13 protein-coding genes are annotated in these 11,791 nt (G+C 55.3%); 6 read left to right on the forward strand and 7 right to left on the reverse strand.

Translation table 11 applies throughout. The features are described 5' to 3' along the window. Positions 1-326: 326 nt before the first annotated feature. On the reverse strand, positions 327-875 hold the full coding sequence (locus L1D47_RS19155; protein WP_239886428.1) for a pseudouridine synthase: 549 nt from the start codon (positions 873-875) through the stop codon (positions 327-329). 300 nt (positions 876-1,175) lie between these two features. On the opposite strand from L1D47_RS19155, the gene nagB reads away from it, so the two are divergent. The 5 genes from nagB to L1D47_RS19180 all read left to right on the forward strand — a co-directional run bounded on the left by nagB (position 1,176) and on the right by L1D47_RS19180 (position 5,929). Further along, positions 1,176-1,982: a glucosamine-6-phosphate deaminase gene (nagB, locus tag L1D47_RS19160; RefSeq protein ID WP_239886418.1), complete on the forward strand. Its 807-nt coding sequence runs from the start codon at positions 1,176-1,178 to the stop codon at positions 1,980-1,982. Positions 1,983-2,289: 307 nt separating this feature from the next. After that, on the forward strand, positions 2,290-2,826 hold the full coding sequence (locus L1D47_RS19165) for an SRPBCC family protein (RefSeq protein ID WP_239886419.1): 537 nt from the start codon (positions 2,290-2,292) through the stop codon (positions 2,824-2,826). A gap of 10 nt (positions 2,827-2,836) precedes the next feature. After that, positions 2,837-3,154, forward strand: a complete 318-nt coding sequence (locus tag L1D47_RS19170) for a cupin domain-containing protein (protein WP_239886420.1) — start codon at positions 2,837-2,839, stop codon at positions 3,152-3,154. Between the two features lie 179 nt (positions 3,155-3,333). After that, positions 3,334-5,247: a U32 family peptidase gene (locus L1D47_RS19175; protein ID WP_239886421.1), complete on the forward strand. Its 1,914-nt coding sequence runs from the start codon at positions 3,334-3,336 to the stop codon at positions 5,245-5,247. A gap of 307 nt (positions 5,248-5,554) precedes the next feature. Next, the gene (locus tag L1D47_RS19180; RefSeq protein ID WP_239886422.1) at positions 5,555-5,929 is read left to right on the forward strand and encodes a PH domain-containing protein; all 375 of its coding nucleotides are present in this window, start codon (positions 5,555-5,557) and stop codon (positions 5,927-5,929) included. Between the two features lie 87 nt (positions 5,930-6,016). On the opposite strand, the gene L1D47_RS19185 is transcribed toward L1D47_RS19180, so the two are convergent. The 4 genes from L1D47_RS19185 to L1D47_RS19200 form a co-directional block, all read right to left on the reverse strand. Further along, positions 6,017-7,204, reverse strand: a complete 1,188-nt coding sequence (locus L1D47_RS19185; protein WP_239886423.1) for an AAA family ATPase — start codon at positions 7,202-7,204, stop codon at positions 6,017-6,019. Between the two features lie 83 nt (positions 7,205-7,287). Beyond that, complete coding sequence (locus L1D47_RS19190) at positions 7,288-7,581, reverse strand: helix-hairpin-helix domain-containing protein (protein WP_239886424.1); 294 nt, start codon at positions 7,579-7,581, stop codon at positions 7,288-7,290. 91 nt (positions 7,582-7,672) lie between these two features. Further along, positions 7,673-8,236, reverse strand: a complete 564-nt coding sequence (locus L1D47_RS19195; RefSeq protein ID WP_239886425.1) for a LysE family translocator — start codon at positions 8,234-8,236, stop codon at positions 7,673-7,675. Positions 8,237-8,455: 219 nt separating this feature from the next. After that, entirely contained in the window at positions 8,456-9,355 is a 900-nt protein-coding gene (locus L1D47_RS19200; RefSeq protein WP_239886426.1) for a LysR family transcriptional regulator, read from the reverse strand. A 118-nt stretch (positions 9,356-9,473) separates the two neighbouring features. Between L1D47_RS19200 and L1D47_RS19205 the strand changes: the two genes are divergently transcribed. Further along, complete coding sequence (locus L1D47_RS19205; protein ID WP_239886427.1) at positions 9,474-10,103, forward strand: NAD(P)H-binding protein; 630 nt, start codon at positions 9,474-9,476, stop codon at positions 10,101-10,103. A 90-nt stretch (positions 10,104-10,193) separates the two neighbouring features. Here L1D47_RS19205 and rpiA read toward each other — a convergent pair whose 3' ends face one another. Both rpiA and L1D47_RS19215 read right to left on the reverse strand, forming a co-directional pair. Continuing rightward, entirely contained in the window at positions 10,194-10,853 is a 660-nt protein-coding gene (gene rpiA, locus L1D47_RS19210) for a ribose-5-phosphate isomerase RpiA (protein WP_041510159.1), read from the reverse strand. A 698-nt stretch (positions 10,854-11,551) separates the two neighbouring features. After that, a partial coding sequence (locus L1D47_RS19215; RefSeq protein WP_239882331.1) for an integrase core domain-containing protein occupies positions 11,552-11,791 on the reverse strand: 240 nt, incomplete at its 5' end.

Raw genomic sequence — 11,791 nt, forward strand, 5'->3', positions numbered from 1 at the left:
CAGCTCTGGCTTTGATAGCAGCGACAGTTCAAGGCATTCAACTGAGGGCATGCCGAGGCCTGCTGAAGTTGAATAACGCCGAAATGGTGTTGCTATCAAAGCCCCGCAGGGCGAGGCTTACAGCGGTATTTGCTGCGTTACAGTTCTTGCGAAGGACTAGGGCCATTCGCTGCAAACTGTGCCTTGCATCTATCCACTTTAAGCACACGCAGAGCAAGTACGGGACTTATTCGCACCTTCCTTAGCTATTAAGTTAGCTATTAAGTTAGCTATTAAGTTAGTTCTTGAGTTAGCTATTAAGTTAGCGCTTGAGTTAACGCTTAATGCTAGCCGAGGGTCTGAAGCTGGCGAACCTCGCCCGGCAGCAGCGTTCCCAAGTGAATATCGCCGATGCGCACCCTGACTAACCTGAGGGTGGCAAAGCCTACGGCGGCGGTCATCTTACGTAGCTGACGATTCTTCCCCTCTGTGATGGTGATTGCCAGCCAGCTGGTGGGGCCGTGACGAGCATCTCTGATTTTGCGCCCTCTGCCTGGCAAGCTCGGCGCTTGCGCCAGTCGGTGTGCCCGGCAGGGCAGGGTAAGGTATTTTTCACCCTTGATTCCTATCTCGACTCCCTCGCAGAGACTGGCGATAGCCTGGTCGGTGATCTCGCCATCGAGCTGCAGATAGTACTCCTTCTCAATTGACTTGCTGCGCACCGCATGGCTGGTCTTGCCGCTTGTAGTCAGCAGCAGTAGCCCTTCTGAATCATGATCCAGCCGACCGATCGCCATGATACCGCTTGGGAAGTCGGCCAGCTCGCCCAGCAGGGGCTTACGCTTGCGCCGCTCGGCGACAAATTGGCTCAGGTAGCCATAGGGCTTGTAGATCATGAAGTGCTGGGGCTGAGTGATATCTTGCGCCTCTGTGCTTGTCTGTTCTGATGAGCCTGGTGCTGCCTGCATGTGCGTCTGATTGTGCGTCTGATTGAGGGGGACTGGCATAGGTTTCTCTGTGATAAAGGGCAGGGCTAGCTTACCACGAATGGCGTGTCGATTTTACCATCAGATTAATAATGACAACGCTGTCATTTGTGGTTATAGTAATGTTAATTTATCTTGTCGACGCTCAGCTGTGATGCTGACAGGCGTCGAGAGAGCGCGTTAACTACCAGGGCCGAGAAGAGTCAAATCATGCAAATTGTTATTCTAAGAGACAGCGACGAGGTGGCCGAATATGGCGCCAACCTCATTATCAATCAGCTTAAGCGTAAGCCGGATTCGGTCTTGGGACTGGCGACGGGATCGACCCCTGTATCCCTCTATCAGCGCCTGATTGCCGCCAACCAGGCCGGGACTGTCTCTTTCAAGGCCGTGACCAGCTTTAACCTGGATGAATACCTGGGTTTAGCGGGTAGCCATCCCCAGAGTTATCGCTACTTCATGAATAGCCAGCTGTTCGACGCCATAGATATCGATAAGGCCAACACCCATGTGCCGCCGGGAGACGCCGAGGATCCCATCGTCGCCTGTGAAGCCTATGAGGCGCAGATCCAGGCCGCCGGCGGTATCGACATTCAGCTGCTCGGCATAGGCCGCAACGGGCATATCGGCTTCAACGAGCCCTCATCGGGTTTGATGTCACGTACCCGGGTGAAGACCTTGACCAAGGCGACCATTGAAGATAACGCCCGCTTCTTCGACGAAGGGGAGTATCAGCCGCATCTGTCGATCACCATGGGGATAGGCACTATCCTGGATGCCAAAAAAGTGTTGCTGCTGGCAACCGGCGAGAGCAAGGCCGAGGCGATTCGCGCCGCGGTAGAGGGCGCCCTGAGCGCGGCCTGTCCCGCCTCGGCGCTGCAACTGCATCGCGACGCGGTGTTGGTGATCGATGAGGCGGCGGCATCTAAGTTGGCCGACAAGGCGTTCTATCGTCATATCGAGGCGGAAAACCAGCAGCTGCAGGCAAGACTGGCCGCACTGAAGGCGAGTCGCTAAGCGCTGCTCACTCGCACCTGCCTTACTTAGGTCTGCCTCACTCAAGCCAGCCTACTCGAGTTAGCCTCACTCTGCTGTTTATCGTCGACTGTTGTATGTCGGTGTAAAGCGCATCCCCCATCTGTGATGCGCTTTTTGTTTGTGTGGGGAGAGCTGACGTCGCAACGCCTTGTTAATTATCCACTCTCGTTTCGTTTTCATCGCGCGATGGCTTTCCTGTCGCCGCAATCTTGACTATGTTATGACAAGTAGCGCATGCCCTGAGCAGTTCTCTGGGGCAGCTTGTGCCAGTCCTAAGGAACTCGTCATGCTAAAGAAACTCTTGATACTCGTGTTGCTGCTAGCCTCGTCCCCCTTTATTGCCGCCCTCTTTATCGAAGAAGATTATCGTGTGGATACCCAGGTCGTCATAGATAGACCCAATGAGCAGGTGTTCGAGTTCCTGAGAAGGCTCAAAAATCAGGATCAGTTCAGCGTGTGGGCCAAGATGGATCCGGCCATGGAGCAATACTATCGCGGTGAGGATGGTTCAGTGGGCTTCGTCTCCGGCTGGTGCAGCGATAATCCGGATGTGGGCTCCGGCGAGCAGGAGATCATGGCGATCTTTCCCGGCAAACGTATCGAATATCAGCTGAGGTTTATGACGCCGTTTGAATCTGTGTCCTCCGCCTATATCACCACCCAGGCGCTAGGGTCGAATCAGACCGAGGTGCATTGGGGCTTTAGCGGCCACATGGCCTATCCGATGAACATTCTGCTGCCGCTGATGCAGGTGGATGTCATGGTCGAGCGGGATCTCAGCCAGGGGCTGAATAATCTGAAAACCTTACTCGAGACAAACTGAGGGAATGGCGATGGAGAAGCACAACATCTTTCAATCTTTGCCGGAGGATCTCACCCTGGAGGCTTTCGAGCCTCTTGTGGATACGGGTAGCGTGCTGATAGAGCGTATCGTCTCTAAGGCCCATCGCACGCCCGAGGGGCAATGGTACGATCAAGACAGAAATGAGTGGGTCATGGTGCTCCAAGGAGAGGCGACCCTAGTGTTCGAGGGCGCCGAGGTGGTGCACCTCAAGGTGGGCGATCATCTTAATATTTCTGCCCATTGTCGTCACAGGGTGAGCTGGACCAGCGAGACCATGGAGACCCTCTGGTTGGCGGTGCATTACTGATTAACGGCGCGATAGAACCGGCACCTGGTCATTAATGTGAGCGACAAATAGGGCTAAGGCGAGCCATCTCGCCGATAATCTGGTGAAAAAATGCGCGATGGCGAGGTGTTTTGTGAGCCAGGTCTGTTATAATCGCGCCCCTAATTTTTATCTATCTGTGATCTGATTCGAGTACCTTGATGGACAAGCCTGAGATTTTTATCCCCGATAGCGCCGCCAGTGCGCCGGTAACCACCCGCTCAAACCGCCTCGAGCTTCTGGCGCCCGCCAAGAACGCCGACTATGGTATCGAGGCCATCAAGCATGGTGCCGACGCCGTCTATATCGGTGGCCCCGCCTTCGGTGCCAGAGCGACGGCAGGCAATAGTGTCGAGGATATCGCGCGTCTGTGTGAGTTTGCCCACCGCTACCATGCCCAGGTATTTGTCGCCATCAACACCATCCTGATGGACGACGAGCTGGACGCCGCGCAGAAGCTGATCTGGCAGGTATATGAGGCCGGCGCCGATGCGCTGATCGTGCAGGACATGGGCGTGTTGCAGCTGGATATTCCGCCTATCGCCCTGCACGCCAGTACCCAGATGGATAACCGTAACCCAGAGAAGGTCGCCTTCCTCGAGCAGGTGGGCTTCTCACAGGTGGTGCTCGCCCGAGAGCTTGGCCTGAGTCAGATCCGCGACGTGGCGGCCAAGACTAATATGCAGCTGGAGTTCTTCATCCACGGCGCCCTGTGTGTCGCCTACAGCGGCCTGTGTAACCTGAGTCACGCCTTTAGCAATCGCAGCGCCAACCGCGGCGAGTGTTCGCAGATGTGCCGTCTGCCGGGGGATCTCAAGACTCGTCAGGGCGAGGTGCTGGCGCAGAACGAACACCTCTTGTCTCTCAAAGACAACAACCAGACGGATAACTTAGAGGCGCTGATCGACGCGGGCATTCGCTCATTCAAGATTGAGGGGCGTCTTAAAGATCTCAGCTATGTGAAGAACGTGACCGCTCACTATCGTCAGGAGCTGGATAAGATCATCGCGCGCCGCCCCGAGTTTGTCGCCTCGAGCCATGGCCGCTGCGAGCACACCTTCACACCTAACACCGAGAAGACCTTTAACCGTGGTCGCACCGACTACTTCGTTAACGAGCGTAGCCAGGGGGTCAGCGACTTCCGTTCGCCCAAATACATTGGCGAAGAGGTGGGCAAGGTGGCGGCCCTGGGCAAAGACTTTATTCAGGTAGCATCGAGCCATAGCTTCAACAATGGTGACGGCCTGTGTTACTTCCCGCCTAACTATGAGAAGGCCAAGCAGTCTGACGATAAGCTGCAGGGGCTCAGGGTCAACCGCGCCGACGGCAACAAGCTGTATGTGATCGCCGTGCCGGGCGATCTTAAGGTGGGTGCTACCCTGTATCGTAACCATGATCAGGCGTTCGAAACCGTGCTGGCCAAGGAGTCGTCCAAGCGGATTATCAAGGTGGACATGACGCTGAGCGATACCCCCGAGGGGGTCGCCCTGACCATGACGGACCAATATGGCCTGAGCGCCACCTGTGAGCTGGCGATGGAGAAGACCCCGGCCACAGACGTCGAGAAGGCGATGCAGAACCTGAACAAGCAGCTAAGAAAGCTGGGCAGTACAGACTTTGAGGCCCGCGAGATCCGTGTTGAGACTGCCAGCGCCTGGTTTATGCCGGCTTCCCAGCTTAACGGCCTACGCCGTGACACGGTTGCGGCTCTGGAGCAGGCGCGCGTCGAGGGGTATGTGCGCCCGCAGGCGTGGAAATATAATCAGGACGCCACCTATCCCTTTAAGCATCTGAGCTTCATGGGCAACGTGGCCAACGAGAAGGCGAAAGACTTCTATACCCGCCACGGGGTGATCGAGATAGAAGATACCTATGAGAAGAACGGTATCACAGAGGATGCGCCGCTGATGGTGACCAAGCACTGCCTGCGCTTTAACTTCAACCTCTGCCCGAAAGAGGTGCCCGGCATCAAGGCCGAGCCGCTGCAGATAGAGATAGGCAAAGATGTGCTCAAGTTGGTGTTCGACTGCCCTAAATGCGAAATGATGGTTGTCGGCGCTAACCGTCAGGTATAGGCTAGGGAAGGTGCGAATAAGTCCCGCGCTTGCTCTGCGTGTGCTTAAAGTGGATAGATGCAAGGCACAGTTTGCAGCGAATGGCCCTAGTCCTTCGCAAGAACTGTAACGCAGCAAATACCGCTGTAAGCCTCGCCCTGCGGGGCTTTGATAGCAACACCATTTCGGCGTTATTCAACTTCAGCAGGCCTCGGCATGCCCTCAGTTGAATGCCTTGAACTGTCGCTGCTATCAGAGCCAGAGCTGTGCGACGACTTGTTCGCCCCTTCCCTGGGATACACCTCATTTTAGCTATTAAGGAAAATATATGGGACTGCTAGACGCACTGATGGGCAACGCTGCCGAAGTCGATTTACAGGAGCTGGCGCAAGAGCTGGGGCCGATCATGGGAGATAACGAGCAGTTAGCCCTGGCTTACCGGGTGGTGCGCGATATGTTTGTGTTTACTAACAAGCGCCTTATCCTCATCGACAAGCAGGGCGTGACCGGCAAGAAGGTGAGTTATCACTCTGTGCCCTATAAGGCGATCACCCATTTCGAGGTGGAAACCGCAGGTACCTTCGACATGGACGCCGAGTTAAAGCTGTGGATCTCGGGCCAGAAGGAGCCGCTGTTGAAGGAGCTGAAGAAGGGCACTGACGTGGTCGGTATTCAGAAGACGATCGCTAACTTCTCACTTTAGCGCTCACTTCTTACTTTAGAGTTTGGTTCTCGCTCTAGGCGATGACTTCTCGATTTAGTCGCCTCATAGACCCTAACAAGCCCAGGCCTAGGCCTGGGCTTTTTGTTGCCAGTGCCAGCTTGGCGTCGAGAGCAGATCTTGCCCCAAGACCTTGGTCTGCCCCAACTGTTTATCCAGTTCGATGAGCTGGCAGGATTCAAATTCGTTCAGGGCGTTGATCAGGCGATTGGCGTGGGAGACCACCCATAGCTGACATACCTCAGATGCCTTGGCAATAAGCCTGGCCAGTGCCGGTAGCAGATCCGGATGCAGGCTGGTTTCAGGCTCGTTCAATACCATCAGCTCCGGCGGCCTGGGTGTCAGCAAGGCCGCGATCAACAGCAGATACCTTAAGGTGCCATCGGAGAGTTCCTTGGCATTGAGGGGCCTGAGCAGTCCCTCCTGATGAAACTCGAGGCCCAACATCCCACCTGGCTGGGCAGCTATGGTGACCCGGGCACCGGGAAAGGCGTCGCTCACCGCCTCGTCGAAGTCCTGCCTGTCGCCAATCTCGAAGATGGTTTGAATCGCCGAAGCCAGGTCTCGCCCATCATGATGCAACACCGGGGTACGGGTCCCCAGCTGTGGCTGACGGGCAGGGGCCTCGCCATCACTGCGAAAATGGTCGTAGAAACGCCAGGCGCGAATGCTGTCTCTGAGTCTTAGCACCTCGGGTGTACGTACTGGGTCCGACAGCTCGGTGAAGATACTGTCGCCATTTTGCATGTGTTGGTTCAGGCTCAGCCAGCCGTCTTGTCCCCCTTGCTGGGCGCGCCCCTTCACCATGGGGCCACGGCGCTCTACCAGCACGGCGGCGGGGCGATACTTATGGCCAACCCAAATCGCCTCACGTTTAATCTGGGGATCCAGCCCAAAGAGGGTGGTGCTATCAGGTTTGGGCAGACCAAGCTCAATCAGGTAGCTAAACTCGTCGCCGGCAAAGCCCAGTCTTAACCGCTTAGTCTGTTGGCGAACAGTAGGCGTGATTTCTGTCTCGCCGCTTAACATTCCTTTAGTAAGGTTTTCCGGTCCCGCCCAGAAGCAGGAGTCTAGTCCGCCCTCCTGAGCCAGGGCATTGACTACGCCGCCTTGTGCCGTTTGTGCCAGCAGACGCAGCGCCTTATAGAGATTGGACTTACCACTGCCATTGGCGCCTGTCACCAGATTGAGCTGGCCGAGAGGCAGACGTATGTCGCGTAAAGAACGGTAGTTACTGATGGCTAAGGTGGTCAGCATGGCTTATTCGGGTTGAGATGAGCTTGGGTAATAGTGGCATCTTTAATCTCTCGATGCCATAAGAGGCCAGAAGGAAAACGAGCTTAGCCCTGATTTTCCTTGGCCAGATGCGCCTTACGCTCGGGCGTGTAGTGCCACCAGGGCTGCGCCTCTTCGCCTTCCATGAAACGCACCGCGGCGATAAAGACATCGATGACGCAGGGGTCGTGACGCTCGCCCGTGATGGCTTCGAGCCTAGCGTGCATCTGGTAGGGATCTTGGCCGACAAGATCCCTCGGCTGCGCTAGTCCAAGCTTATGCAAGTCCTCTGCGGTGGCCTTGCCCACATTGGGGATCATGGTAAATGTGGTGATGCTAGCTCGCCCGGCTTTGGTCATGATCTGCTCCTGTTGATATGGTTAAAGTGTAGGGCCTATTACTGGCGCTCTGCTGCTGGCTGTTATGCCCACAGGGCGTAACCGACGGCGATCAGCATGGCGATGGCGAAGAAAATTCGCAGCGCTCTTGCCGCGCGTGGGCGGGAAAACACGGTCGCAACAGGCCACCGAAGGCTAGCCAGAGGCTGTCTACCAGGGTGGCGACCAGCAAGGCGCAGATACCTGTGGCCAGATAGCCCAGGCTGGTGTTCTCGAGTGGCAGCAAGAACTGAGAGAAGATGGCAAGAAAGGCCGCGTAGGCCTTGGGGTTGAGCAGGTTTAGGATAAAGCCATCCCTAAAACTCGGCGCCCGCTGGGCCGCGTCTAACTGAGTGCAGGGGGCGCTGGCGATCTTATAGGCGATAAAGGCGATATAGGCGGCGCCCAGCAGTTGGCAGGTGAGCCTAAGCTCGGGAAAGCGACTAAACAGGGCGGCGAGCCCAATGCTGGCACCAATAATGGCGACCGAGAGTCCCAGGAGTATGCCCGCAAGAAAGGGGGCGCCGCGTCTGATGCCAAAGGTGGCCCCTGTGGCGGCAAGCGCCAGTGGCGCGGGGCCTGGCGAGCCCAAGAGCAATCCGGTTGCCGCGATTAACGAAAGTAGTGATTCCAACATGCCAGGCTCCTTGTACACATTATCCATCGGGCAACCCATTTACCCGGACTCAGCATCATATCTTGAATGGCCGGCGTGTAAAGTCATCAGCTAAACTGGCGCGGCTGCCTGGCTGCAAGTTTATCGCTACACCTGCACAGCTTTCCTTACAGCAGCCCTTACTGTTGTTTAAGACAGGCCTTACTTGGTTTCGCTGCTTCTCTCTCTGTTTCGACAGCTCTATTCGGGCTGGTGTTTGACTATGTCTTGCTGCCAGCGATCGGCGAGAAAGTCGATGAAGTGACGAATAAGATGTTGCTGATAGCTGCGGGAGAGGTAAACGGCCCACAGCTGCTTGCTCGGCAGATGATAGTCCGGCAGCAGCTCGACCAGCGCCCCCGAGCTTAGGTGCGCATTGGCGAGGTCGCAGGGCAGGTGAATGATGCCTTTGCCTCGCAGCGCGGCCTTGAGGAGCACGCCCATGTCGTTGGCTTGCAGGTTGCCGCTAATCGGTTGCTCAAGGTTTTGATTGTCTTTTACAAATCGCCAGCTGTTTTGGCTGACGTGGATCAGGCAGTTGTGCACGGTGAGAGCGCCGAGCTCAGTGATGGGCTCATGCCTGGCGAGATAGTCAGGTGAGGCGCACAGCACAGAGTCTATCTGCATCAGGCGGCGGGCGATCAGGCTCTCGTCGGGCTGCTGGGTGTAACGCAGGGCGATATCCACCCGTTCGTCGACTAGCTGCACCATCTCGTCGGACAGCACCAGCTGTACCTTGACCTCTGGGTGTGCCTGGGTAAAGTCGTCTACCGCATCGAACAGCAGCGCCTGTCCCAGGCCGATGGGGCAGGCGATGCGTATGCTGCCGACCAGTTCTTGTCGGTGGCGCTGGGCGCGGTTTTGCAGGGCGGCAACCTCGTCGAGTATCTTCTGACAGTAGAGAAACGCCTCTTCGCCTTGTACGCTCAGGCTGACGCTACGTGTGGTGCGATGCAGCAGGCGCAGCCCCAGCCAGCGTTCCACCTCCTGAATGTGGCGGGAGACCTGTAGTCGGCTCAGGTTCAGTTGCTCGGCGGCCTGGGTGAAGCTGCCGCAGCTGGCGACCTCGACGAAGCTGCGAATAGCACTGATCTTATCCATATTGGCAACCCTATTTAGTAACACAGAGTGAAACAATAACGCTCTATTTAAGCTGTTTGTCACGATAATGCTGCTAAGTAAACTGGTGTCAATCGAGTCAAACAGTGAGGAAGAGAAGATGAATATAGCGATCATTGGCGCCACAGGTTGGATAGGCAGCACACTGATGCAGGAGGCGCAGCGTCGCCAGTTGTCGGTTACCGCCCTGGTGAGAGATCCTGCCAAGTTAACCGGCGAGACTGAGGCGCGGGCCTTAGATCTTGAGCAGGCGATAGACCCTCAGGTATTTGAGGGGATCGATCTGGTGATCGCCGCCGTGGGCGGACGCGCCTCGGGTCAGCATCAGCTGGTGCCATCGAGCGCCAAGGCGCTACTCGAGGTGCTGCCCAAGACGCAGGTGAAGCGCCTCTTGTGGGTCGGCGGCGCAGGTAGCCTGGAGCTGGCTCCCGGTGTGACCTTAGTACAATCGCCGGACTTTCCGCCAGAATATAAGGATGAGGCCCTGGCCCAGGGTGAGGCGCTTAAGGTGTTTCGAGAGAGCGACTCGGCCGTTAACTGGACCTTTGTCAGCCCGGCCGCCGAGATCTATCCAGGTGACAGCGAAGCTGCTTACCGCATTGGTGGCGATCGGTTTTTTACCGATGACGCAGGGCGCAGCCGCATCTCGGTAACGGATTACGCTAAGGCGATGTTAGATCTCATCGCTTCAGATGACTATGGCCGTCAGCGGATCAGCGTCGCCTACTAAGAAGCGACAAGGGGCTCTGGCCCAGATATAAAAAAAGCCACTCAATGAGTGGCTTTTTTTATAAGGCTGTTTGATAAGGCTGGGTCTGGCCTATGGCTTAACCGTCTTGACGCCTTCAGGGGTGCCGACCAGCAGCACGTCTGCGCCGCGGTTGGCGAACAGGCCGTTGGTGACCACGCCGACGATCTGATTGATCTGCTCTTCCAGCTCTTTTGGATTAACGATCTTCATGTTGTAGACATCGAGGATCACGTTGCCGTTATCGGTAACAACGCCTTCGCGGTAGACAGGATCGCCACCTAGTTTTACCAGTTCGCGTGCCACGTAAGAGCGCGCCATAGGGATCACTTCGACCGGCAGCGGGAACTCGCCCAATACCTCAACTTCCTTGGTGTTATCCACGATACAGACGAACTTGTCGGCCACGGCGGCGACAATCTTCTCGCGGGTCAATGCCGCGCCGCCACCCTTGATCATGTCCATGTGGCCATTGATCTCATCGGCACCATCGACATAGACAGAGAGCTGATCGACAGAGTTCAGATCAAAAACCGGGATCCCCAGCGCCTTCATCTTCTCGGTCGAGGCCTCAGAGCTAGACACTGCACCTTCGATGTCGGCCTTCATGGTGGCCAGGGCATCGATAAAGTGGTTAACGGTCGAGCCGGTACCTACGCCGACAATACTGTCTTTCTCAACATACTCGAGCGCAGCCCATCCGGCGGCTTTTTTCATTTCATCTTGAGTCATAAGGAGTTCCTATAAGGATAAACGAAGCATTTTGTCGTCATTATACCTTTAGTTCTCCTCGGGAGTATGTCAAATGACGCAGTTTGTTACTTTAGCGAAGAATTTATCTAGGGCCTGTTGACCTTTTGAGAACAATTTTTGTTCTAATTGAGCTCGTTCAAATCGCGGCATAAGGCTTGAAGTATAGTTATTTTATATAAAAGCCGAGTAACAAAGCGTTGAACGTGCTCAAGACGAACCCTGCGGGCAGCGTCTGTATCACTTTTCTACTGCGTTATCGCTCATTGATGTAGTGCACTACATGACAATCGCTCTGCCTTGTATTAAAGCGATACAGAATGCTGCAAAAATGAACGCGAAAGATAAACAGGCCCTAGGGCCTGTTGACCTTTTGAGAACAATTTTTGTTCTAATTGAGCACGTTCAAATCGCGGCATGAGGCTTGAAGTATAGTTATTCTATATAAAAGCCGAGAAACAAAGCGTTGAACGTGCTCAAGACGAACCCTGCGGGCAGCGTCTGTATCATTTTTCTACTGCGTTATCGCTCATTGATGTAGTGCACTACATGACAATCGCTCTACCTTGTATAAAAGCGATACAGAATGCTGCAAAAATGAACGCGAAAGATAAACAGGCCCTAGGGGAAATTTGTGTGAAATCTCTCAACTTAGGCCTGTGGTGGGGGATTTGTAGTGGTCAACTAAAATTGGCCACGGTTTTGTATTCAAGCCAGTATCTTCGCTCTGACTCATTGGGTGTCAGCCCACCGTTATATTGATGTGGTCTCAGCTGACTGTAATACCCCGTCACATATCGTGAAATTTCACTCTTAGCCTCACCGATATCCCGATAGCCGGTCATCGGTATCCATTCTGTTTTTAAGCTTCTAAAGAAGCGCTCCATCGGGCTGTTGTCCCAGCAGTTTCCTCGTCGACT

Origin of the sequence: Shewanella sp. Isolate7 (assembly GCF_022398425.1) — a bacterium.
In the GTDB taxonomy this organism is placed as follows: domain Bacteria; phylum Pseudomonadota; class Gammaproteobacteria; order Enterobacterales; family Shewanellaceae; genus Shewanella.